This window comes from Haloarchaeobius iranensis (assembly GCF_900103505.1).
Classification (GTDB): Archaea; Halobacteriota; Halobacteria; order Halobacteriales; family Natrialbaceae; genus Haloarchaeobius; species Haloarchaeobius iranensis.
The window spans coordinates 62698-85798 of sequence record NZ_FNIA01000014.1 but is presented as its reverse complement, the minus strand read 5'-3'; the positions used below and the strand labels follow the sequence as shown (position 1 = coordinate 85798).

Below are 23101 nucleotides of genomic sequence, written 5' to 3'. Positions count from 1 at the left end.
CTACTCCGCGAACCGGAACTCGAAGCGTGCGCCGCCGTCGTCCCCCTCGGTCACGGCGACGGTCCAGCCGTGGGCTCCGGCGATATCCTCGACGATGGCGAGGCCGAACCCGGTCCCCCCCTCGTTGGTGGTGACCCCGTGTTCGAACACGGTGTCGCGCCGCTCGGGCGGGATGCCCTCGCCGTCGTCGGTGACGGCGAAGCCGTCGGCGTCCGCGAGCGGCGTGACGGTGATGGCGACGTCCTCGCCGCCGTGCTCGACGGCGTTCCGGAAGAGGTTCTCGAACAGCTGCGTCAGCCGGCCGGCGTCGCCGGTCACGACGGGGACGTCGGCGGCGATACCGACGGTCGCCTCGTCGGTGTCGACGTAGCCCCAGGCCTCGGTCGCCACCGCCGCGATGTCGACCTGTTCGCTCGCCTCGACCGTCGTCTCGCCGCGGGCCAGCGTGAGGAGGTCCTCGATGAGACGCTCCATCCGGTCGTGGGCGAGTTCTATCTCCTCGAAGTGCTCCGGGTCGCCGGTCTCGGCGGCGACGTCGAGGTAGCCCATCGCGACGGTCAGGGGGTTCCGGAGGTCGTGGGCGACGACGCTGGCGAACTGGTCGAGGCGCTCGTTCTGTCGCTGGAGCGTCGCCTCGCGCGTGGCCCGGTCAAGGGCCGTCTCGACGGTCGCACCGAGGATGCGGAACAGGTCCGCGTCCGTGTCCGAGAACGCGGCCGGTTCGGTGACACCCGTGACGAGGACGCCGTGCTCGCCGAGGGGGACCAGCATCTCGCTCTGGATGTCGGTGTCCGGGTTGTACACCGCGGATTCGCCGCTGACGTCCTCGTAGCGATGCAGTTCGTCGGCCTCGAACGCCTGCCAGGTCAGCCCCTCGCCCCGGGCGAGTCGCGGGAGGGTCGTGAACGCCTGCTCCGCGGCGTCGCTCACGGCCAGCGGGACGAGGACGTCGTCCCCCTCGTCGTGCCGCCAGATGCCCGTGTTATGGAAGCCGAGCACCTCGACGGCTGCCTCGACGGCGATCTCCCCGATGGACTCGACCGACTGGGCGCTGCTGAGACGCTGGCCGGTCTCCTGCAGCGCCCTGAGGCTGTGCTCCAGCCGTTTCTGTTCGGTGATATCCTCGAGCACGGCCAGCACGCTCGTGACCTCGCCGTCGGCGTCCGTGATCGGCGTGACCGACAGCAGCAGGTCCAGCACGTCGCCGTCTTTCGTCTCGCGGCGGACCTCCTTGCCCCGGATGGCGTTTCCGTCGAACGCGCGGTGGCGGTGGTCGGTGTACTCGGCCTGCTTGCCCTCGGGGATCATCGGGTTGGGTTCGCCCAGCACCTCCTCGCTCGTCCAGCCGAACATCTCCTCGGCGCCGTCGTTCCAGAGGACGACCTCGCCGTCCTCGTCGAGCTCCATGATGGTGAGGGGGGTGGCCTCGATGAGCGATTCGAGCCGCTCGTTCGTCGCCTCGAGTTCGCGCTCGCGCTCGACCTGCTCGGTGACGTTCCGCGCGATACCGACGAGGCGGACCACCTCGTCGTCGACGACGACCGGTGCGAGGGTCGTCTCCCAGAACCGGGCGTCGGGCGCGAGCGACAGCTCCTCGCGGTAGGAGACGGGTTCGCGCTGCTCGACGCAACGGCGGTAGTTCGACTCGAGCTCGGGCCCCTGCTCGGGCCCGAAGGCCTTGCGCGGGGTCTGGCCACGGACGTCCGCGGTCGTGATACCTGTCTGTGACTCGTAGCCGTCGCTGAGTCGCCTGAACCGGAACGTCGGGTCCGTCTCCGACTGGTCGACGTCGAGGAGGAAGATGGCGTCGCCGGAGGTGTCGAGCAGCGCCTCGTACTCCTCCGCGAGTGCCCGGTGCTCCTGCTCCCGTCGCTCGCGGTCGGTGATGTCCTGGAACACGCCCCGGAGGATGGGCCGGTCGTGCTGGGGCGTCTCGACGGGCTCCCCCCACGCTCGGACGGTCCGTTCCTCGCCGTCGGCCTGGACGATGCGGAGGTCGAGGTCGTACGACTCGCCGGCCTCGATGGCCCGGTCGACCGCCGCCGAGATACGCTCGCGCTCGTCGGGGTGGTAGAAGCCGATGGCGTCCTCGAGCGTGGGCTCGAAGCCGTCGTCGACGCCGTGGATGCGCCTGACACCGGCCGACCAGTTGAGGTCCTCGGTCGCGGGGTCGTACTCCCAGATGCCGATGTCGGCGATCTGCTGGACCCGTTCGAAGAGGAACTGCTGGCGTTCGAGGTCCTGGCGGTCGCGTTCGCGAGCGAGCGCGGCGCTCACGAGCTCGGCGAGCAGCTCGACGAACGCGTGTTCGAACTGTCCGAAGGGGCTGTCCCGGGGCGCGGCGGCCGAGAAGTTGAGCGTCCCGTACCGCTCGCCGTCGACGACGAGCGGGGACCCGATGTAGGACTCGAGTTCGAACTCGCGGTAGGCAGGGTGTGACGCCCGCCCGACGCGTTCCGCGTCGGCGAAGGAGACGACGTCCTCGGCCGCGACGACCGCCTCGCAGTAGGTGGACGCGAGCGGGAACGTCGCCCCGGACTCGATCTCGTCGTCCGGGGCGCGGACGGCACGGACGGTGTAGCTCTCGTCCTCGATACGGGAGACGATCCCGAAGTCGAGCCCGAGCCGCTGTCGGCCGATGTCCAGCAGCGCCCGGAGCTGTTCGTCGACCGAGCCCGTGCCGTCGGCGACGACCCGCTGGAGCGCCTGCAGGGCGTCGCGTTCCCGCTCCAGCTGCCGTCTGGCCGCGCTGCGGTCGGTGACGTCCCGCGCCACGATGAGCACCTGTCGGCCCGCCGTCCCTTCGAACGGCGTGAACCGCACGTCGTAGGTTCGCGTGCCGGTGCTGTTCTCGATGTCGATCTGGAGGTCCGTCTCGGAGAGTCTCGACCCGTCCCTGTCGGCCTCCTCGCCCCGGAGGACCTCGTCGATGGCGTCGGTGAACCGGTCCGCTTCGGCCGCGTCGACCCGGTCCTCGACGACCTGCCTGACCGGCGTCCCCTCGAGCTGTTCCGCCAGAGACGTTTCCACGTCCCGCCTGACCGCGGCGTTCGCGTACTGCACAACCCCGTCGGCGTCGACGACGAGGACGGCATCGTTGATGTTCTCGAGGACGGTCGCGTTTCGCTCCAGCTCCCGTTCGCGTTCGCGTTCCTCGGTCACCTCCCGGGAGAACACCGTGAGACCGTCCTCGTCCGGGAACACGCGCACCTCGACCCAGTAGTCGTACGGCTCGGGGACGTGCTGCTCGAACGACGCCGACTCTCCGGTCTCCATTGCGGTGCGGTAGCGCTCCGCGAGTTCCGTCCCGGCGACGGTGGGGAACTCCGCCCAGAACTCCTTGCCGACCACCGTTTCCGGGTCCCGGTCGATCCGGTCGGCCATCCGCTCGTTCATGTACTCGATGCGCCACTCCGTATCGACCGCGTAGACAGCGTCGGTCGTCCGTTCGAGTGCCCGCTCGAAGCGTCCCTGGGCGCGTTCTGCGGCCGCGCGCTCCCGTGCGGCTTCGACGAGGGTCCGGACGCGGCGGGCGAGCAGGTCGAAGTCGTCCCGGTCTGCGCGGAGGGGGATGTAGTCGGAGACGCCCGCCCGTGTCGACTCGCTCGCGAGCGTCTCGTCGCCCGAGCCGGTGAACAGGACCACGGGGCAGTCGTCGCCCGCCTCGCGGATGGACCTGGTGAGCTCGATGCCGTCCCCGTCGTCGAGCGTGTAGGCGGTCACGACACAGTCGACGTCGTCCGCGCGCAGCCGCTCGGTCGTCGCCTCGATACTGGACTCGGTGAGACAGTCGATGTCGGGGTCGGCCCGCGAGAGCTTCGTCTCCACCAATCCCCTGAATCCATCGTCGGCGCTGGCGTACAGCACCCGGATGCCTTTCACTTCGTTCGATGACCGCGCTGTCACGATTACCACTCGCTACGGGCGGGCGGGGCTAATGGATTCCGGCCACCCGGTGAGGTCCTCCGGGGTCGAGCCGGTCAGTCCTCGCCGTCGTCGACGGCAGCGAGCAACGCCCGCGCCTCGTCGACCTTCCTGTCGATGCGGTAGGCGTGGGTCTTGACCGTCCCGACGTCGAGACCGAGCGCGTCGGCGATGGCCCGCTGGGAGCGCCCCTCGTTCCGGAGCACCTGCACCTGTGCCTGGCGGAGCGAGAGGCCGGCGCGGACGAGCGAGGCGACCCGACTGCTCGGCAGGACCAGTGGCTCGCTGCCGGGGACGGACTCGTCCATCACGTCCCGTGCGAACGCGGCGTGGACGGCCATCGCGGCGTCGCGCAGCTCGGCGGGCAGGTCGAGCCGCTCCCCCAGCTGGGTCCACACGTCCGTGCCGATGAAGAGCACCGTGGCCAGTCCGTCCTCGGTGGCGTGCCAGGGCTGGTCGTACTCGTCGTCGTAGTGTCGCTTGACGGCATCGCCGCCCTCGGCGAGGTCGGCGTGGATGGTCGCGAGCGCGTCGGCGAGGCGGTCGGAGTCGACGCCACGGTCGCACGCCACGTCAGCGACGCGCGAGGCAGAGAACGGGGTGGTCGCGGGCATGGACCGGGCTACGGCGTCGTGGGGCTTCAGGTTTACTCATACTGTAAACTACCGGCCGCTCGCGGTGGGTCACGACCGCTGGTCGTCGGTCCCGGCCGTCCTCGCCCGCTGTGAGCGGAAGACCGTGTACCCGGCACCGAGCGAGACGGCACCGACGAGCGCGAGCACGACGGGGTGGGACAGCGACCGGCGGTCGCGGCGCGCTGTGGTCGCGGCCGAACCACCGGGCGGTCCACACAGTGCTTGCCGTCGCGTTCGGCGTGTTCCGGGGGCCGCGTACGGAGCGACGGTCAGGTCGGATGTGCGAAGCGCTCTGACGCGGCGGGGCTCCCCGTCATGCCCGTCAGTCCTGGAGCGCGTCGACGAGCGCCTCGTAGTCCGGCTCCGTCGTCGGGTCCTCCGCGACCCAGGCGTACCGGACAGTGCCCGCGTCGTCGAGCACGAAAACGGCACGGTTCGCGACACCGTACAGCCCGAGGTCGGGGATTTCCATCGCCAGACCGTACGCATCGATGGCCTCGCCTGCCATGTCGCTCACGAGGTCGAACTCGATGCCGTGCTCTTCGCGGAACGCGCCCTGCGAGAACGGCGAGTCGGCGCTGATGCCGAACACCGTTGCGCCGGCCGCAGCGAACTCGTCGTGGTGCTCCTGCAGCGCGACCATCTCGTTCGTACACGGGGGCGTGAACGCGCCGGGGAAGAACGCGAGTACGACCGGGCCGTCGCCGAGCTGGTCGGCGAGGTCGAACGGCTCGTGGTCGCTCGTCCCGTATGTCGCGGTGAACGTCGGTACGGTGTCGCCTGTAGCTACCATGCCGACGGCTACGGGCGCCGGCGACAAGGCTGGCCGCCCAGACATGTTCGGTACCGGCGGCCGAACTGGGGCTCCGGTCGACGCGGACCGGGGCCGACCTCACGACACCGGCGTTTCGGCCGCGCGACCGACACCGGTGAAGACGAACCGGGTCCCGTCGTCCGTGGGCTGCACCGCACCACGCCAGCCGTGTCCGGAGACGACTCGTTCGATTATGAGAAGACCGAGCCCTCGTCGGTCCCGCTTCGAAACGACGGCCGAATCGTGAGCGGGTCCTGGAGCACGGGCCACCATCTGTCGGACGCTGGTCCCACGGCGGTCAGCGCGTCGCGAACGCACCAGCGAGTAGATACGCGTAGCCGAGACCCCCGACGAGCGCGAGCACGACGCCACTCGCCTCGGCTGCCGGCGCGTCGAGCCCGAGCCCGGCCGCCTGCACCGCGACACCGACCGCGAGGAGCGCCATCGACGCGAGCGCGGTCCGGTCGTCACAGCCCGGCCAGCGTCCGACGTTCGGCGGGTAGAACTGCAGGGAGACGCCGACCACGGTGAGCCGACGGTGGGCCGGAATCAGCGCGCCGTCGAGGCCGACGAACGCGAACCACGCGCCGAGCGCGACGGCGGCGACGCCCCCGACCGCGCCGAGGAGCACGCCGTAGAGCGCGGTCCGGCGGTTGTCCGAGCGGACGAACAGCGTGCCGACGACGCCGGCGTAGCCGACGACGGCGACCGTCTCGACGACTGCGGCGAGGTGGAACCAGGGACCCGCGGGCAGGGTCGCCGCGAGCAGCGCCGGACCGACCGCGCCCGCGGGGAGGACGACCCACACCAGGGCGTTCGGCGGGTCGGCGACGAGGAACCGCGGGAGGAGCCGCACGCCGAGGCCGAAGACGAGCAGGGTCGCCGTCCCGGTCCCGAGCAGGTGGGTGGTCCGCGGCGGGTAGCCGTCGAAGACGGGCGGGACGACCCCCGCGAGTCCGAGCGTCGCGTAGCTCCCGACGAGCAGGTACGCGAGCGCGACGGGGACGACGGCGTTCGCGGCGCGGTCGACGCGCTCGCGGTGGACGTTCGGGCCGCCGGTGCCGGTCTCCGCCCCGGTGAGGTTGTCCCGCACCGTCCACGCGAGCGCGCCGACGAAGCCGACGACCCCGGCGGCCCACAGCGCGGCGCCGACCGGTTCGAGGACGTCGGGCGTCCCGGCCAGCGGTGCGAGCGCGAGGCAGACCACCCCGACGGCGGTGAGTGGCAGCTGGACGGCCGCGGCGCGGGGCTCGACGAGCTCGCGGTCGAAGTACGACGGCACCAGCGAGTACGCCTTCCCGAAGACGACGTGGAGCACGAAGCCGTACAGCCCCAGCGCGACCTCGGTCCCGCGAGGGACGCCGACGAGCAGGCCGACCTGCCACGCGAGCAGGGAGCCGACGGCGACACCGACGTACCGGCGCGCCCAGCGGGAGACGGTTGCGGCCATGGACGGAGGGTTCGACCGGCCTCGGCAAAGTCGTGGTGCCGGGCCGGTTCGCCAGCCAGCGGATTAGGCCTCCCTAAAATTCGAAAGCGATTTAAATTGTTAGGCTAGCCTAAACCACATGAGCCACGATTCGCACGACGGTTCGACGCGGCGGCGCTTCCTGGGCACCGGTGCTGGACTCGCAGCGACGATGGGGCTGGCCGGCTGTCTCGACGGCGCCGGGACCGACGGCGGCACACCGACCGAGGAGCCCACGTCGACCGCACCCCCGGAGACGACGGCAGGCACGACCGAGGAGCCGTCTGGGACGACCGGCTCTTACAGCGTCACCATGGAGCCGGTCGGGTCGGTCGAGTTCGAGAGTCCCCCCGAGACGTGGGTCGCGAACAACGGGAGCTGGGCCGACATGGGCGTCGCCCTCGGCCTGGAGCCGCCGAAGGCAGTCTGGCTGACCGGTCGCTACCACACCCAGTACTACGACCGCATCGACGGCGTCTCCGTCGACAAGAGCGACATGGTGTCCCTCTACCAGGACGGCGTCAGCAAGGAGCTGCTCTACAGCCTGGACGCCGACGTGCACGTCATGGACCCCAACTTCCTCATGAACCGCTACAGCGGCTGGGACGAGAGCGACGTGGCTGAGATCGAATCGCAGATCGCCCCCCTGTTCGGCAACTGCATCTACGCCCAGCACTACCCGTGGCACTCGGACTACCGGTACTACAGTCTCTACGAGGCGTTCGAGAAGCTCGCGCAGGTGTTCCAGCGCACCGACCGCTACGAGGCGTTCGAGGCCGTCCACGACGAGTTCCGGTCGAACCTCGCACCACACGTGCCGACACAGGGCGAGCGGCCCGAGGTCGCCGTGCTGTGGGGTGTGGGCGAGGCACCCGAGGAGTTCTACCCGTACATCATCGGCGAGGGGTCCGGCTTCAAGCACCTTCGCGACCTGCGAGTCCGGGACGCCCTCGCGAGCACCGGCATCCGGGACTTCCACGGGAGCCGGGCCGGCATCGACATCGAGACGCTGTTCCAGGTCGACCCCGAGGTGCTCATGCTCCGTGGCTACGAGGCGAAGACAGAGAGCGAGTTCCGGAGTAGCGTCGTCGCCAGCCTCCAGGACCACCCGACGGCGAGCCAGCTCACCGCGGTCCAGAACGGCGACGTCTACCGCGCCGGCGGGCTCTATCAGGGGCCCATCACGAACATGGTGCTGACCGAGCGGACCGCGCGCCAGCTCTACGGCGTCGAGGAAGCGCTGTTCGACCGGGAGCGCGTCGCCGAGATCGTCGCGGGGGAGCTCTGAGGATGGCCGACCGGGCCGAGGCTGGTACGGTAGCCGCCGACCACCCCGAATCCGACGAGACACCCGAGCGGACGCTCCGCCACGAGCGCGACAACGTCGACCGCCTCGCCAGCGAGGGCGGCGCGTTCGCGGTCGCCTGTCGCGAGACCGGGACCAGCCCGGAGCCCGTCGACGGTGCGACGTTCGAGACGTTCGAGCAGGCCGAGCGCGCCCGCGACGCCGCGCGGCGCTACCGGGCGGTCCTCCGGCGGCTCGACCCCGGCCTCGAACGCTACGAGCTCGCGGTCTGCAGCGTCGACGCACCGGGCGGGAGCCTGACCCGCGTCCGCCAGCGCACCGCCCGTCGGCGCGAGAACGGCCTCCCCGAGTCGCGCCAGACCGTGACGCTCACCGGCGAGGGCTGCGACGAGTGGCTCCGGGTGGAGAACGGGCCGGTCGTCCACCTCGCCGGCCCCGAGGCCCTGCTCGACGACGAACTGGTGACGCGACAGCTCGAATCGGGGCTCGACCCACGATGACGGGGGACGAATCGAACGACGGCGGCGAACCCCTCCCGCGACACGACGTCGTGGTCGTCGGCGGCGGGCCCGCCGGCGCGTCCGCAGCCGTCTTCACCGCCCGGTACGGGCTCGACACGGTCGTCTTCGACCGGGGTGCCGCGGCGCTCGACCGCTGTGCGTTCCTCTCGAACTACCCCGGCTTCCCCGCCGGTATCGACGTGGGGACGTTCCAGGCGCTGCTCGCCGACCACGTCGAGACCGCGGGTGCGCGCCGGGTCGAGGACTCGGTGGTGGCGGTCGACCGACCGGCCGACGGCGAACGCGACGCCGCCGCGGTCGCTGCGGCCGCCGACGAGGCCCGCTTCGTCGTCGAGACGGCCGACGACCGGCGCGTCCTGACCGACTACGTCCTCGCCGCGGCCTGGTACGACGGCTCCTACCTCGAACCGCTGGACGACGGGAAGATGTTCGAACTGCACGAGCACCACGGCGAGGAACGGGAGCGGTTCGACCCCGACTACCCCGACCACGACGGCCGGACGCCGGTCGACGGGCTGTACGTCGCCTCGCCCGCCGACGCGCGCAGCGCACAGGCCGTCGTCGCCGCCGGCAACGGCGCCCACGTCGCCCGGGCGCTGCTCGCGGACCACCGCAGTGCGGCGGGCTATCCGGAGGGCGTCACCGCGCGCTACGACTGGCTCCGGCAGGCGAGCGAGTTCACCGGCGAGTGGGCAGACCGGGACCGCTGGCGCGAGTGGTTCGAGACCGAGGCCGGCGACCACGACCTCGACGACGAGCGGTTCGCCGACCTCCGCGAGTCCTACCTCGACCGTGCCTTCGGGACGAAGACCGACGAGGACGAGGTCGAGCGCCGGACCGAAGCGGCCCAGCACCGGCTCCTGGAGCACCTCGACGACGAGCACATCCGGTCGTACCTCGCGGCACAGGACGCGAGCGCAGCCGACGACTGACCGGCTCTCACCGACGGCCCGCGACGCCGTCGGCAGTCAGGGCTCGGCGGCGGAGTCGGTCCGAGGGAGGCCGTTCGTTCGGGTTCCGCACGGGCCGTTCGTCTCCGGATGGGTTTCGACGACGGCAGTGCCACGGGTTGACCGCGCGACAGGAGTGAGGCGTTTTTTGTACGTCACCGAACTACTCACGGCCGAACACGGGATATGGACGGGACCGGACCGACGGTGGACGACGTCGCCGCCAGCCTCGAAGCGGGGGACGTGGACGCCGCGACCGCCAGAGTCGAGCGGGCACTGTACGCACCGACCGAGCGACGGCAGGCGTTCTGTCGGTCGCTGAAGGGGGTCGCGGACGACCGCCCCGCGCTGGTGGCACCGGTCGCTCCACCCCTCGCGGCCGCCCTCACCGACGAGGACCGAGCGGTCCGGCTGACGACCGCGAAGCTGTTCGTCGCCGTCGCACGGGCGGCACCCGACGCGGTGGTCCCGGTGGTCGACCCGCTCGCGGCACGCCTCGCGGACGAGGCGGAGTTCTACTACGTCAGGGCACGGTCGGCGGAGGCGCTCGGGCTCGTCGCGCTGGCGCACCCCGACGCGGTCGGCTCCCCCGCGGTCCTCGCCGACCTCCGCGTCGGCCTCGCGTTCGACGAACCCGCGGTGCGGGAGAAGCTGGCGAAGGCGCTGGAGTGCGTCGCGCGGGGGAACCCCGACCGGCTCCGCCACCAGGCGTCGTCGCTCGCCGAGCATCTCGACGACGACCGCGAACTCGTGCGCTACCACCTCGCGACGGCACTCCTGGCGGTCGGCTGTGCCTCCCCCGAACGGCTCGCCGCCGTCAGGGACGCACTCGTCGCGCGGCTCGACGACGAGTGTCCGCAGGTCCGCGGCCGCGCGGCCGAGGCGCTCGGCGTACTCGCCCGGGGGCACGACCGGGACGCGCTGCCGACGGCGACGCTCGACGACCTCGCCGACGACGGGGAGCCGTTCGTCGCCGACCGGGCGCGGTTCGCGCTCGATGCGGACTCGGGGACGGCGGCGGACCCGTCGGCCCGGGTAGGGACGCTCGACGGCGTCCGCGAGACGACCACCGACGCGGTCGACGCCATCACGAGCCCGGCCGGCGAGGACGAGTGCCCGCACTGCGGCCTCGTGCTCCCCGACGCCGGGCCGCCGATGTGTCCGGGCTGTGGCGCACCGCGGTGAGCGGCGACCGACCGGGGGCGGGGACGGTCTTCCACGGCCGATTCCCCGACCCCGACGAGCAGCTCGCGACGTTCGAGGTCGGGTCGCGCCGTCTCCCTCGTGTCGTGGCCGGACAGCAGCACACTACGGGCTCGACCGGATGGCTGCGTTGACGAGCCCGTTCGGTCGTTCGTCCTGGTCCAGTACGACCCTGAGCCACCAGCCGTCGCCGCCGTCGGTCACGTCGAGCGAGGCGGGCACTCGCTCGGGGTCGCGTCGCGCGAGCTCGACGACGACGGGCAGTACCGGGAGGCGGCCGTCGCGCGCCCGAAGCGCGTACTCCGAGAGGCGGACGACGACGGAGCGCGTCTCGGTGCCGGGAACGGCCGCAGGCGGGCTCCACGTACGGCCGCCGAGCAGGTCGCGCCGTTCGAGCGACGCCAGCGTCGTCGGCACGGGATGCCCGGTCGACGCCGGGGTCGGGAGCCGCTCCGCGGCGGCGGTGACGACCGCGGCCTGCTCGGCGGGCGAGAGCCGGCGCTCGACCTCGCTCGCCATGCTCTCGAGGAGGCAGAGGCAGAGCTCGTCCGGGTCCGTGACCGTCTCCGCGAGGTCGAGGTACGCGTCCATCACCGCGGTCTCGACCGGGTCGTGGCCGGCCTCCGACAGCGTCTCGAACACGGCCGCCGCGATGCGGTGGCAGAAGTCGACGCGCGCCGAACTGCCCCGTCCCGACGACCCGAAGACAGCGTCGGACCGCGGCGTCGGTCCACCCTCGTCGACCCGGGCGACGGCGGCGTCCGCCGCCGGAGCGGCATCGGTGTCGGTCGGGTCGCGCCGGACGATGATGTCGTAGTAGGGGAGCCGTGGGTCGTACCGCCGGAGCGCGGCCCGGTACTGCTCGGTGGCGCGGGCGGCGGTCCGTGCGACGGCACGGCTCTCGAACCGGAGGCCGGCCGCGGGCACCGGTCGGTCGCCGTACCGGGCACAGGCGAGGTAGTACGCGCCGTCGTCGCTCGCGAGGGCCTCGATCTGCGAGCGGATGTCCCCGAGCGTGGTCCCGATCACGGACGTGTCACCTCCGGCCGCGGCGTCGTCGGCCCGGTCGGCGGTCGGCCGTCGGATTCGTGGCCATCGGTGGTCAGTCCTCCCGGAGACTCGGGTGCGTCACCTGGTCGTCGGGGTGTGCGTCGTCGAAGCGCTCCCGCATCGTCTCGAGCGACGCCCGCTCGCGCTCCCGGCGCTCCGGTTCGTCGACCTCCTCGCAGCCCGGCGGCAGGTCCCGGCCGCGGTCGGTGAAGTAGCCCTCGGTGGCCACCCAGTCGTGGTAGAACGGCCGGTCGTCGTCCTCGAGGAGCGTCACCGCGACCTCGGCCCCGTGGCCGGCACAGACGACCGCCTGGTGGGGCTTCTCGGCGAGCCGCCCGGCCGCGTACAGCCCGTCGACGCCGGTCCGGCCGCGGTCGTCGGTGTCGACGAACGTCTTGCCGCGGTCGACGACGCCGACGCCGTCGACGCCGTCGAGGTAGCCGACCTCGTTCTTCGTCGCGGCGACGACGTAGGTGGTGTGGAACCGGTCGTCGTCGTCGGTCTCGACGTGGAAGCCGTCCTCGGTGGTCTCGACGGCGGTGACGGTCGCCGTGAGGCGCTCGGCACCCGCGCCGTCGGCCTGCTCGCCCAGCAGGTCGAGCAGCTGTCGCGGGTTGATGCCCGCGGGGAAGCCCGGGAAGTTCTCGAGGTGGGCGTTCCGCCGGAGGATTGACTCGCCGCTGTCGACGACGAGCGTGTCGAGCCCGTGCCGTGCGGTGAACGTCGCCGCGGTGAGGCCCGCGACGCCGCCCCCGACGACGACCACGTCGGATGGAACGGTGCTGCTCATGGCTCCCCCGCGATGACGTCGGCGACCCGCTGGCGGTCGAACAGCTGCTCCTCGGCGGGGATCTCCGGGTAGGGCTCGCCGTCGACGTAGCCGGGCCACTCGCCGAACTGCTCGGGGTAGAGCTGCTTGGCGGCCATCTCCGTCTGGAACAGGTTGAGGATGGGGCCCTGCCGCCGGGCACCCTGCGTGTACACCCTTCCCTCCTGGACGGCGGTGAGCTGGGAGGCGACCGCGTGGCTCTCCAGCCGGCTCCGTATCTCCGCGATGTCGTGGTAGGCGGACATCGGGCCGAGCACGAGCAGCACGTCGGGGTCGGCCTCCAGCAGCAGTTCGTAGTCGAGCGTGATGTTGCGACCGTCGTCGCCGTAGCCCTCGCCGACGGCGTCGGCCAGGGCATCCTCGGCACCGAGGGGCCGGGTGTGGGCGGCGTAGTAGCCCGGGTGGTTCAGCTTGTACCCCCACATGCCGTCGTCGGAGGTCGAGAAGAGCACCTGCGCCGCGCTCGGGCGCTCGCTCTCCGGCGGGCGGTTCGACTCGACGGTCGCCAGCATCGACTGCCGGACCGCGGCGAGTGCCTCGTACCGTTCGGTCTCCTGGAACACCTCGGCGACCCGGGCGAAGATCTCCCAGAGGTCGTAGTACTCGTATTCGTCGGCCCAGTCCCCGGGCGGTTCCTGGTGGCTCCCGCTGAGGGTGTTGCCGAACCACGGACCGACGTTCTCGGCGACCTCCGCGATGTCGTCGGCGTCCCAGCCCTCGGCGGTCGCGACCTTGGCGGGGTCGGCGAGGTGGACATCGCTGTCCAGCTCGTACAGCCGTTCCTTCGTGGGCGGCCACGAGGAGTAGAGCCCCGTCCAGTCGATGGAGACGCCGTCGAGCCGGGCCAGGAACTTGCTGTACAGCGACTCGATGTAGCCCGGCGCGTGCATCGCGTTGACCGCGTCACCGCGGCCCAGCGCGAGGACCATGTCGGTGTGGTGGTTCAGTATCGTGAACACGTCCTCGGGCACGGCGTCGAACTCGACCCCGCCCGCAGGGGCCATGCGGGCCGTGTAAGAGTCGTCCTCGGCTGTGGTACCCGTGGTCGTCGCGAGGGCCGTCCCCGTCGTCCCGGACGCGGGTGCGTCACCGTCCTCGAGGCAGCCGGCGAGGAGCCCCCCGCCGAGCACCGCGCTGCCGTACTTGACACAGTCGCGTCGCGTCGGGCCGTCGTGACTGCAGTCGCTCGTCATACTGTTTAGGCCAACCTAAAAAGTTATAACGCCTTCGGTTTTTGGCATGCCTAAACCGGGCGGCTCCCCGTCCGTCCACTCACGGTCGAGTCGAGGACCACCCCAGCACGAAGGACGAGTACGGGAACCACTCCGTCGTCGTGGTCGGCTACGGCTGGGCCGGCGGCGGTGGCGGCTGGTGGCCGCCGTGGTGACGACGGGGGACACCGACGACCGTCGGCGAGTTCGTGACCCCCCGGGCTCCGAAGCGTCGCGTCGTTCGAGTGAACTTTCGGCCCGCCTAAAATCCGAAAGCCATTTATTTTTTTAGGTAGGCCTAATCCCTATGGTCAACGACCCGGCGGACTCGCGTGTGCACGCTGCGCGGCGATGGGACCGTAGATGGGACGCACGACGCAGCGGAGGTCACCGTGAACAGGAGGGATGGACGACACGATGAGCAACGAGCAACGGAGCGTCGGACCAGACAGGACTGCGACTCCGGGTGGGACTCGCCTCGGCTGGCTGTTCGACCGGAACCTCGTCAGTCTCGCGGTTCTGAGCACGCTCCTCGTCGTCGTCAGTGGTATCGTGCAGGTAAGTCACGGGCCGTTCCGGATGAGCTACGCCGAAGTGGGGCGATCGCTGACCGACCAGAGGGTCCTCTTCGACGTCGAGGTGTGGAAGGCGTTCCTGCTCGGGCACGAACTCCCCGAGATGAGCAACAGCAACCTCGTCGTCTGGTACATGCGTCTGCCCCGCGTGCTCGTCGGCGTCTTCGTGGGTGCGAACCTCGCCGTCTCGGGCGCTATCTTCCAGGCGGTGACGCGGAACGAGCTCGCCAGCCCGTTCATCCTCGGCGTCTCCTCGGGGGCCGGGGCTGCCATCCTGCTGACGTTCGTCTTCCTCGGGGGGCTGGTGCTCTACCTGCCACTCATCGCAGCGGCCGGCGGGGCGCTCGCATTCCTCGTCGTCTACACCATCGCGTGGAAGAACGGCACCTCTCCGGTCAGACTCGTCCTCGCGGGCGTCATCGTCGGGACCATCTTCACCTCCCTCCAGCAGGGGATGTTCTTCTTCCTGCAGGACATCTCGGTCGCGAAGTCCGCCCGTGCGTGGACCGTCGGCTCGCTCATCGGCACCGACTGGGAACAGATACGGATGGTGCTCCCGTGGTCCGTCCTCGCGGTCGTGCTCGCCCTCGCGGGGGCGCGGCAGCTGAACGTCCTCCTGCTCGGCAAGAACACCGCGAAGTCCCTCGGCATGAACGTCGAGCGGGTCCGGTTCGGGCTCTCGAGCGTGGGCGTGCTGGCGGCCGCCGCGACCATCGCCGTCGCGGGTATCGTCAGCTTCGTCGGCCTCATCGTCCCGCACATGGTCCGGAACATCGTCGGCAGCGACTACAAGAAGCTCGTCGTCGGCTGCCTCTTCGCCGGGCCGGCGCTCGTCGTCTCGGCCGACGTGGGTGCCCGGCTGTTCTTCCAGATGCTCGGCAGCCGCGGTCAGATCCCTGTTGGTATCGTCACCGGCCTGGTCGGCGGCCCGTACTTCCTCTACCTGATGCGTAAACAGGAGGCGCTGGGGAACATATGAAGCGGAACACCGGTACCGACGACGAGACCGTGCGGGCCGACGGCGCGACCGCAACCGACTGGACCGACGAGGCGAGAGCCCCGGACACCAGCGAACTCGCCGGCGAGGGCCTGGTGCTCGGCTACCCGGCGACCGACGAGCCCGTCCTCGACGGCGAGACGGTGACGGCCACCCCGGGCGCGGTGACCGCACTGGTCGGCCCGAACGGCTCCGGCAAGAGCACGCTGCTGAAGGGGCTGGCCAACCAGCTGGAGCCGACCGACGGCTCGGTGCTGCTCGACGGGCAGGACATCCGGTCGTTCGGCACGAAGGAGATGGCGAAGAAGCTGGGGCTGCTCTCACAGGAGAGCACCTCGCCGGGCAGCATCAGCGTCGAGGACCTCGTCTTCCACGGGCGCTACCCGCACCGTGGCTTCTTCGAGACGGTCACGGCCGAGGACGAGCGCGCGGTCGACCGCGCCATCGAGCTCGCGGGCGTCGACCACCTCCGCGAGCGCGAGGTCGCGAGCCTCAGCGGCGGCCAGAAGCAGCTGGTCTGGATCGCGATGGTCCTGGCACAGGAGACCGACGTGCTCCTGCTGGACGAGCCGACGACGTTCCTCGACCTCCACCACCAGCTCGAGGTGATGGAGATCATCGAGACGCTCCGCGACGAGAGCGACATCACCGTCGTGGTCGTGCTCCACGACATCGAGCAGGCGGCCCGCCTCGCCGACCGGATGGTCGCGCTAAAGGACGGCGAGATTCACGCCCGGGGCACCCCCGAGGAGGTCGTGACCGAGGGGCTGCTCGCCGAGGTGTTCGAGATCGACGCCGCGGTCGAACGGACCGAACGCGGGCCGCGAATCGAGCCGATTCGCGCCCGGCACGACGACGACGAGCCGGACGCGGTGCACGAGCGTCCGCCACGGATGGAGGCCGACGAGTGACCGGCGAGGTGGTCGAACGCGTCAGCCACGAGGAGTTCCTGTCCCGGTCCGTCGCGGACCGTGATTTAGGTCTACCTAAAACCGGAACGGTTTTGTGTTTTTAGGCGGGCCTAAAAGACATGGTGGACGCTCCCGACAGGCGCGGTGAATCGACGCGGAGAGAGTACCTGACCTACGGCGGCACGGCAATCGGCGGCGCGCTGCTGGCCGGCTGTCTGGGTGACGGCGACGACGGTGAACGGTCGGGCGATTCGACCACGGCCACGCCCGACCCGGGCGAGACGACCGACCCGGCAGTGACCGAGACGGAGGGGGACGACGTGGAGTCCGGCCCGTACACGGTCTCCCTGTCGCCGACGGGTGCGGTGACGTTCGACTCGCCGCCCGAGTCGGTTTTCACGCGCTTGACCCATCACGCCGGGATGGCGTTCGCACTCGGGCGGGGTGACGACGTGAACGCGATGCACGCCCCGGACTACTACCACGCGCTCTGGAACCAGTTCACCCCACGGCTCCCCGGTGTCTCGGTCGACTGGCAGGGCCTGTACTCCTCCTGGCAGCCGGACAAGGAGACGCTGTTCGAACTCGACAGCGACGTCCACCTCGCGGACCCGGCGTGGCTCGTACAGCTGGGGAACTGGGGCCGGGACGACCTCGACGAGATCGCCGAGAACGTCGGCCCCTGGTTCGGCAACTCCCTCAGCGACCGCCACCAGTCGCCGCCGGCGGGCTGGGAGTACGAGTACTACTCGCTGTGGGAGCAGTTCGGAATCGTGGCGGACGCGTTCCGGGAACGGGAACGGTACGAGGCGCTCGCCACGGTCCACGACGAGTTGCTCGCACGGATCGAACGTGGAGTCCAGTCCGTCGACGAGCAGCCGACAGCGGCGATGGCGCTCCCGCAGGACGTCGACCAGATATACGTCTACAAGGTCAACGACCCCGGCTTTCTCACCGCACACACGCGACCGTTCGAGGTGGGTGACGCGTTCGGTGACGAGTTCGCATCCGGTGACGCCGTCGACATCGAGGGACTCCTCGCGGCCGACCCGGACGTCCTCTTCGGCGTAGGTGGGATGCATCCGGACACGGACATGGCGGCAGTTCGGGAGAACCTGCTGGACCACCCCGTCGGACGGGAGCTCACCGCCGTGCAGGACGACCGTGTCCACGCACAGGGCGCACGGTACCAGGGGCCGGTGCTCAACCTGTTCCAGCTGGAGATGACCGCCAAGCAGCTCTACCCCGACGAGTTCGGGGAGTGGCCGCGCTACGCGTCCGGCCCCTACCCGGAACTTCCCGCCGAAGCGCAGCTGTTCGACCGCGAGCGCGTCGCGAGCATCGTCCGGGGTGAGTTCGAGGGATGACCGACGACACGGACGCCCGGACGCGACGGGAGTACCTGACCTACGGCGGTACCGTGGCTGGCGGCGCGCTGCTCGCGGGCTGTCTCGGTGGCGACGGCGGTGGTGACCCGACCGAGACGCCGCCGGACGACCCGACGGTCACCGACGCGGCGACCACAACGGCAGCCGACGAGGGCACGACGACGAGCGACGACGCCGAGCCGTACGCGGTCTCGATGGCACCCGTCGGCGAGGTCGAGTTCGAGTCCGTCCCCGAGAGGTGGGTCGCCTACGACGGCGGCTACGCCGACATGGCCGTCGCGCTCGGGCACGCGGACGGGCTGGCCGGCATCGGGAACGCTGGCCGGTACTACACGTACGTCTACGACGAACTACCCGGCGTCGAGGTCCCGCGCGACGCCCTCGAGGCGGACCCGGAGGTCCAGACGAAGGAGCAGTTCTACGGCATCGACGCCGACGTCCACCTCTACGACCCGCAGATGCTCGTCAACTGGTTCGAGTGGGACCAGGCCGATGTCGAGGAGGTCCGGTCGAACGTCGGCCCCTTCCTCGCGAACCTCATCTTCCGGCGCTCGGACGACTGGCACGACTACCGCTACTACACGCTGTACGAGGCGTTCGAGAAGATGGCGGGGCTGTTCCAGGAGCGCGAGCGCTACGCGGCGTTCGCCGAGCTCCACGACGAGTTCGTCGCGGGGCTGCAGACGCGACTCCCGCCCGCCGAGGAGCGCCCGAGCGTCTTCCTCACCTACGAAGGGACGACCGAGCCGGAGACGTTCTCGCCGTACCGGCTCGTCGACAACGGCACGAGCAAGAAGCAGTGGCGGGACCTCGGCGTGACCGACGCCCTCGCCGGCACCGACATCGAGAACCTCAGCACCTCGAACCGCAACGAGCTCGACTACGAGAACCTGCTGGAGATAGACCCCGACGTCATGCTCGTCCGGGGACACGAGCGCAAGTCGCCGTCGGAGTTCCGTGACACCGTCCTCGCGTATATGGAGGACCACCCGGTCGGCCGGGAGCTCACGGCCGTCCAGAACGGCCGCGTCTACCGCGGCGGCTACCTCTACCAGGGACCGATCCACAACCTGTTCCTCACCGAACGGGCCGCGAAGCAGATGTACCCCGACGAGTTCGGCGAGGTGACCGGCGATGCGGAGCTGTTCGACCGCCAGCGCGTCGCGGACATCGTCAACGGGGAGTTCTGAGACGGCACGACGACACGGACGCGACTGACGCACCGACGCGGAGAGCGTACCCCCGGTCCGGCGGCGCGGTCCGCGGCGGCGCGACCCTCGGCGGCTGTCCGGGCATCGGCGGCGAGGGTGGCGGGACGACCAGCCGACGGCGAGCCGTAGCGGCACTTCCGTCGCGTGGCACCCGGCCCGATTTCCGCTTCCCCGAGTTTGTTGAGTCGGGCGCGACCCCTTCGGGGTATGTCAACAGACGACGCGAGCGACCCGCCAGCCGCCTACGACGACCTCCTCGACCGCTACCGACGCGTCTCGAACCTCCGCCAGGCGTCGATGTTCCTCAACTGGGACCAGCAGGTGACGATGCCGGAGGGCGGCGCGCCCGGCCGCGCCAGGCAGCTCTCGTCCATCTCGGCGACCAGCCACGAGCTCCTCGTCGACGACGAGGTGGGCGGGTGGCTCGCCGACTGCGAGGACGCGGCGCTCGACGACGAGCAGGCGGCTTCAGTCCGAGAGATCCGCCGGGAGTACGAGCGCAACCGCTCGGTGCCGGACGAGCTCGTCGAGCAGCTGGCCGAGGTCGGCTCCGAGAACCAGCAGATCTGGCAGGACGCGAAGGCCGAGGACGACTTCGAGTCGTTCGCGCCGCGCCTGGAGAAACTGCGTGACCTGAGCGTCGAGCGCGCCGGCCACATCGACCCCGAGAAGCCCGCCTACGAGGTGCTGTACGAGGACGGCCAGCCGACCCTCCCCATCGAGCGCATGGAGGAGCTGTTCGAGACGCTCCGCGCCGAGATTCCGCCGCTGGTCGACGAGATCCGCGAGTCGGGCACCGACCTCGCAGCCCCCTTCGAGGGCGAGTACCCCGAGGCCGACCAGCGGGCGCTCTGTGCGGCCGCGCTCGACTTCCTCGGCTACGACCGCGACCGGGGACGCCTCGACAGCGCGCCGCACCCGTTCATGGCCGGCAACCAGTTCGACGCCCGCGTCACCACGCGGTACAAGCCCGACGACCCGATGGACGCGCTCACCGCGACCGTCCACGAGTTCGGGCACGCGAGCTACCAGCTCGGCCTGCGGCAGGACCGCTACGCCGAGCCGATGGGCCAGCCCCGCTACAGCATCCACGAGTCCCAGTCCCGCTTCTGGGAGAACCACGTCGGCCGCACGAAGCCGTTCTGGGAGGCGTTCCTGCCCACGCTGCAGGAGCACCTCGACGGCCACGACGACCTCACCCCACAGGAAGCCTACGAGGCGGCGAACCGCATCTACCCGGAGAACCTCATTCGAGTGGAGGCTGACGAGCTCACCTACCACATGCACGTCATCCTCCGATGCGAGATCGACCGCGCGTTCGTGCAGGGCGAGATAGGCGTCGACGAGATTCCCCGACTCTGGAACGAGAAGATGGACGACTACCTCGGCGTCGTCCCCGACACCGACAGCGAGGGCTGCCTGCAGGACATCCACTGGGCCTCCGGCTTCGCGGGGTTCCAGGGCTACACCCTCGGAAGCGTCGTCGCCGCCCAGCTCGACGCGGCCATCCGCGAGGACCTGGACGTCGACGGCCTCGTCCGCGAGGGCGAGTTCGAACCCATCCACGAGTGGATGACGGAGCACGTCCACCGGCACGGCCGGCGCTACGAGACCGAGGAGCTGGTCGAGGTCGCGACGGGCGAGCCGCTGACCGCGGCGTACTTCGTCGAGTACGCGCGGGAGAAGTTCGAGGAACTGTACGGGCTGTAGTCGCCGGCCGCTACTTCTCCAGCCGAACCACCACGTGCTCGTCGCCGGTCGCAAGCCGCTCGACCGACGAAAACCGCCCGAAGTGCCGCGAGAGGTCCAGGCTCCGGTGGTGGACGACGGTCGCGCGGCCAGCGGATGCCACCACGCTCGCCATCCCGGAGAACAGGGCCGACAGCACGCCGTCGCCGGCGTGGGTGGGCGGGTTCGAGAGGATGTGGTCGAAGCGCCGGTCCGCGACTCCGGACACGGCGTCGGCGGTGACGACCGTCCCGTCGACGCCCGATGCAGCGAGCGTCCGTTCCGCACAGGCCGTCGCCACGGCGTCGTCGTCGGTGAGCCACAGGTCGCAGTCGGCGGCGGACCCGGCGTACGCGCCGACCGGGCCGTACCCGCAACAGAGGTCGAGGACGCGCTCGCCGTCCTCGACGGTGGCGGTCTCCAGCAGCAGCCTGGTACCGTGGTCGAGGTGCCCGGCGGAGAACGTGCCGGGCATGGAGACGAGCGAGAGGGCGACGCCGTCGACCGTCGCGGAGAACTCGCGTGGCTCGACGAACGCGGGCGGGTCGACGGTTCCTGGTCGGGTCGCGGTGACGACCCGTGCATCGCCGTCGTGGACCGTCTCGACGCGGCCCGCGAGGTCGGCGAGGCAGTCCTCGTAACGACCGAGGCCGGTGTCCGTCGTGCCGGCGACGAACAGCGTGCCGCCGGGGGCGAGCGTCGCCAGCGCGTTCGCGACGCGCTGCTTGCCGACTGCAATCGGGGTGTACGGCTTCGGGGCGTAGGCGACGGTGTCGAACTCCTCGTCGCGGTCGGCGGGCTGGGCGCAGGTCGACACCGTCGCGTCGACGCCGTTCGCCGCGACGTTGCGCTCGCAGCAGGCGGCGGCGCGGGCGCTCGTCTCGGTCATCGCGACCGCGTCGGCGACGCCGGCGAGGACGCAGCCGACGACACCGTAGTTCGCCGCCGGGACCAACAGGCGGCCGATTCGCTCGTCCCAGCACGCCCCCAGCAGGGCGAGGGTCGCGGGGCGGAACCCGTCGGGAGAACAGCAGCCGTCGGCGGTGTGGAACTCGTAGCGCGACGGGCCGCGGTCGACGCGGGAGCCGAGAGCGAGGGCCGGCTCGTGGCGGCTCAGCGGCATCGGCCACCTCCGGCCCGTGCCTCGGGGCCAGCGGCGAGCGCGACGGCTGTCGTGAGAAGCTGCGGGCGGTGCGACTGGCGGAACTGCGGACGAATCGTGGGTGTAGCGTGCATCGACGTGGATGGTGACCGGCGGTGGTCGGCGGGCGGAACGTCCCACGCGCTCCGCTAGCGAGTTCGAGACCGGGAGAACAGTCCACGCAACGCTGGCGGGGCGCGCGAACCTGAGTGCCGATCAGCGTGACCCCGTGCGGGACGGCGACCCTTCCGGTCGGCCCGTCACGGTGCCCACAGCCGGCGAGCCGGCCGACCCTCGCGTCAGACCGCGACGCGAGCCCGAGTCGACCGCGAGCACGTGTTCAATGCGGCCCGTAATCGAGCCGCCGACGGCAAAAGCGTTACTCCCGTCTGTCGACCAGATACGCCTCGACGCGGTCGGCCATCGCGCTCCCGACCGCGGACTCGTCGGTGTCGGCGGAGCCGTCGCGGAACGCCCGGACCTGTTCGCGAGCCAGCGCCTCGACGGCCCGCTCGAACAGCAGGTCGAAGCCGAGTTCGTCGTCCGCCACGCCGAGGCCGCCGACCACGCCGTCGAGCCAGCGGTCGGTGGCGTGGCGCTCGACCAGCGCCGCCGGGGTCGCGGCCTCCGTTCCGGGTCCGTCCCCACCACCGACGGCCGTGTTCCGAAGGACGGCGCGGTGGCCCGTCTTGTCCGCGAGCAGGACGCCGGCGACCGGTCCGTCGCGCCAGTCCGATTCGGGGAAGGCGTACCCGTCCGCGTCGAAGTCGACCGCGCGAACCTCCTTCTCGAGCGCGTTCGCCGCTGCCAGCCCGAGCCCGTCGTAGATCGCCTGGACCGAGTCCGGCGGCAGGGCGGCCCCGTGGTCGCCGTCGTACACCTCGGTGCCGAGGAACGACGGGGTTCGCGACCAGTCGTAGGCGACGCCGCTGCCGTCGACCGCGACGCCGACGAAGGTCACCGACGCCACGTCGTCGACCGAGCCCCGGAACGCTGCGCGGTCGAAGTGCTCGCGGACGTGCCGGACCGCGTGGGCGTACGGGAGTGGCACGTCGTCGGCGTCGAACTCGCGCTCGCCGTCGCCGAAGGCGAGTACGCCCGACGGCTGGAGCTGGAACCGGAACGGGCTCCCGGTGACGTGCTCGCGGAGCCAGAGGTGGCCGCCATCGAGCAGGGCGGCGGCTGCGTCGGACAGCGCCGGCGTCGGTGGGGGGTCGTGCATCGAGTGCTGGTCCGTCG

The 23101-nt window shown here is 70.9% G+C and carries 18 protein-coding genes; 9 read left to right on the top strand and 9 right to left on the bottom strand.

Features of this window, described 5'->3' with window-relative positions; translation table 11 throughout:
• From BLT27_RS12850 to BLT27_RS12830, 4 genes are all read right to left on the bottom strand, one after another.
• A complete protein-coding gene (locus BLT27_RS12850) occupies positions 1-3906 on the bottom strand; it encodes a PAS domain-containing protein (protein WP_175526454.1) in 3906 nt (1301 codons plus the stop codon).
• Between the two features lie 74 nt (positions 3907-3980).
• A complete protein-coding gene (locus BLT27_RS12845) occupies positions 3981-4538 on the bottom strand; it encodes a helix-turn-helix transcriptional regulator (protein WP_089734509.1) in 558 nt (185 codons plus the stop codon).
• Positions 4539-4881: 343 nt separating this feature from the next.
• The gene (locus tag BLT27_RS12840) at positions 4882-5352 is read right to left on the bottom strand and encodes a redoxin domain-containing protein (RefSeq protein ID WP_089734507.1); all 471 of its coding nucleotides are present in this window, start codon (positions 5350-5352) and stop codon (positions 4882-4884) included.
• Positions 5353-5671: 319 nt separating this feature from the next.
• Entirely contained in the window at positions 5672-6823 is a 1152-nt protein-coding gene (locus tag BLT27_RS12830) for a hypothetical protein (RefSeq protein WP_089734503.1), read from the bottom strand.
• 118 nt (positions 6824-6941) lie between these two features.
• Between BLT27_RS12830 and BLT27_RS12825 the strand changes: the two genes are divergently transcribed.
• The 4 genes from BLT27_RS12825 (at position 6942) to BLT27_RS12810 (ending at position 10803) form a co-directional block, all read left to right on the top strand.
• Complete coding sequence (locus BLT27_RS12825) at positions 6942-8129, top strand: ABC transporter substrate-binding protein (RefSeq protein WP_089734501.1); 1188 nt, start codon at positions 6942-6944, stop codon at positions 8127-8129.
• Positions 8130-8131: 2 nt separating this feature from the next.
• Positions 8132-8647, top strand: coding sequence for a DUF7552 domain-containing protein (locus BLT27_RS12820; protein WP_089734498.1), 516 nt, complete (start codon positions 8132-8134; stop codon positions 8645-8647).
• A complete protein-coding gene (locus BLT27_RS12815) occupies positions 8644-9600 on the top strand; it encodes an FAD-dependent oxidoreductase (RefSeq protein WP_089734496.1) in 957 nt (318 codons plus the stop codon). The genes BLT27_RS12820 and BLT27_RS12815 overlap by 4 nt, the downstream gene beginning before the upstream one ends.
• 204 nt (positions 9601-9804) lie before the next feature.
• Positions 9805-10803, top strand: a complete 999-nt coding sequence (locus tag BLT27_RS12810; RefSeq protein WP_089734494.1) for a HEAT repeat domain-containing protein — start codon at positions 9805-9807, stop codon at positions 10801-10803.
• A gap of 123 nt (positions 10804-10926) precedes the next feature.
• Here BLT27_RS12810 and BLT27_RS12805 read toward each other — a convergent pair whose 3' ends face one another.
• The 3 genes from BLT27_RS12805 to BLT27_RS12795 form a co-directional block, all read right to left on the bottom strand.
• A complete protein-coding gene (locus tag BLT27_RS12805) occupies positions 10927-11850 on the bottom strand; it encodes a DUF7551 domain-containing protein (protein ID WP_089734493.1) in 924 nt (307 codons plus the stop codon).
• A 73-nt stretch (positions 11851-11923) separates the two neighbouring features.
• A complete protein-coding gene (locus BLT27_RS12800) occupies positions 11924-12661 on the bottom strand; it encodes an FAD-dependent oxidoreductase (protein ID WP_089734491.1) in 738 nt (245 codons plus the stop codon).
• Complete coding sequence (locus tag BLT27_RS12795) at positions 12658-13893, bottom strand: ABC transporter substrate-binding protein (RefSeq protein WP_089734490.1); 1236 nt, start codon at positions 13891-13893, stop codon at positions 12658-12660. Before BLT27_RS12795 ends, BLT27_RS12800 begins: the two co-directional genes overlap by 4 nt.
• A 435-nt stretch (positions 13894-14328) precedes the next feature.
• Between BLT27_RS12795 and BLT27_RS12790 the strand changes: the two genes are divergently transcribed.
• The 5 genes from BLT27_RS12790 (at position 14329) to BLT27_RS12770 (ending at position 20703) form a co-directional block, all read left to right on the top strand.
• On the top strand, positions 14329-15465 hold the full coding sequence (locus BLT27_RS12790) for a FecCD family ABC transporter permease (RefSeq protein ID WP_089734533.1): 1137 nt from the start codon (positions 14329-14331) through the stop codon (positions 15463-15465).
• The gene (locus BLT27_RS12785) at positions 15462-16394 is read left to right on the top strand and encodes an ABC transporter ATP-binding protein (RefSeq protein ID WP_089734489.1); all 933 of its coding nucleotides are present in this window, start codon (positions 15462-15464) and stop codon (positions 16392-16394) included. The genes BLT27_RS12790 and BLT27_RS12785 overlap by 4 nt, the downstream gene beginning before the upstream one ends.
• Positions 16395-16513: 119 nt before the next feature.
• Positions 16514-17761 (top strand): ABC transporter substrate-binding protein, encoded by a 1248-nt coding sequence (locus BLT27_RS12780; RefSeq protein ID WP_089734488.1) that lies wholly within the window; start codon positions 16514-16516, stop codon positions 17759-17761.
• Complete coding sequence (locus BLT27_RS12775; RefSeq protein ID WP_089734486.1) at positions 17758-18972, top strand: ABC transporter substrate-binding protein; 1215 nt, start codon at positions 17758-17760, stop codon at positions 18970-18972. The genes BLT27_RS12780 and BLT27_RS12775 overlap by 4 nt, the downstream gene beginning before the upstream one ends.
• A gap of 228 nt (positions 18973-19200) precedes the next feature.
• On the top strand, positions 19201-20703 hold the full coding sequence (locus tag BLT27_RS12770) for a carboxypeptidase M32 (protein WP_089734484.1): 1503 nt from the start codon (positions 19201-19203) through the stop codon (positions 20701-20703).
• 10 nt (positions 20704-20713) lie between these two features.
• On the opposite strand, the gene BLT27_RS12765 is transcribed toward BLT27_RS12770, so the two are convergent.
• Together BLT27_RS12765 and BLT27_RS12760 are read right to left on the bottom strand one after the other, a co-directional pair.
• Complete coding sequence (locus BLT27_RS12765) at positions 20714-21844, bottom strand: methyltransferase (RefSeq protein ID WP_089734481.1); 1131 nt, start codon at positions 21842-21844, stop codon at positions 20714-20716.
• A 397-nt stretch (positions 21845-22241) separates the two neighbouring features.
• Positions 22242-23084 carry a hypothetical protein gene (locus BLT27_RS12760; RefSeq protein WP_089734480.1) on the bottom strand — a complete coding sequence of 281 codons (843 nt, stop codon included), beginning with the start codon at positions 23082-23084 and terminating at the stop codon, positions 22242-22244.
• Between the last annotated feature and the right edge of the window lie 17 nt (positions 23085-23101).

Coding starts and splice junctions, on each gene's coding strand:
- BLT27_RS12770 (WP_089734484.1), top strand. CDS start 19,201: ATGTCAACAGACGACGCGAGCGACCCGCCAGCCGCCTACGACGACCTC.
- BLT27_RS12830 (WP_089734503.1), bottom strand. CDS start 6,823: ATGGCCGCAACCGTCTCCCGCTGGGCGCGCCGGTACGTCGGTGTCGCC.
- BLT27_RS12785 (WP_089734489.1), top strand. CDS start 15,462: ATGAAGCGGAACACCGGTACCGACGACGAGACCGTGCGGGCCGACGGC.
- BLT27_RS12780 (WP_089734488.1), top strand. CDS start 16,514: ATGGTGGACGCTCCCGACAGGCGCGGTGAATCGACGCGGAGAGAGTAC.
- BLT27_RS12810 (WP_089734494.1), top strand. CDS start 9,805: ATGGACGGGACCGGACCGACGGTGGACGACGTCGCCGCCAGCCTCGAA.
- BLT27_RS12795 (WP_089734490.1), bottom strand. CDS start 13,893: ATGACGAGCGACTGCAGTCACGACGGCCCGACGCGACGCGACTGTGTC.
- BLT27_RS12775 (WP_089734486.1), top strand. CDS start 17,758: ATGACCGACGACACGGACGCCCGGACGCGACGGGAGTACCTGACCTAC.
- BLT27_RS12820 (WP_089734498.1), top strand. CDS start 8,132: ATGGCCGACCGGGCCGAGGCTGGTACGGTAGCCGCCGACCACCCCGAA.
- BLT27_RS12760 (WP_089734480.1), bottom strand. CDS start 23,084: ATGCACGACCCCCCACCGACGCCGGCGCTGTCCGACGCAGCCGCCGCC.
- BLT27_RS12840 (WP_089734507.1), bottom strand. CDS start 5,352: ATGGTAGCTACAGGCGACACCGTACCGACGTTCACCGCGACATACGGG.
- BLT27_RS12765 (WP_089734481.1), bottom strand. CDS start 21,844: ATGCCGCTGAGCCGCCACGAGCCGGCCCTCGCTCTCGGCTCCCGCGTC.
- BLT27_RS12815 (WP_089734496.1), top strand. CDS start 8,644: ATGACGGGGGACGAATCGAACGACGGCGGCGAACCCCTCCCGCGACAC.
- BLT27_RS12800 (WP_089734491.1), bottom strand. CDS start 12,661: ATGAGCAGCACCGTTCCATCCGACGTGGTCGTCGTCGGGGGCGGCGTC.
- BLT27_RS12825 (WP_089734501.1), top strand. CDS start 6,942: ATGAGCCACGATTCGCACGACGGTTCGACGCGGCGGCGCTTCCTGGGC.
- BLT27_RS12790 (WP_089734533.1), top strand. CDS start 14,329: ATGAGCAACGAGCAACGGAGCGTCGGACCAGACAGGACTGCGACTCCG.
- BLT27_RS12845 (WP_089734509.1), bottom strand. CDS start 4,538: ATGCCCGCGACCACCCCGTTCTCTGCCTCGCGCGTCGCTGACGTGGCG.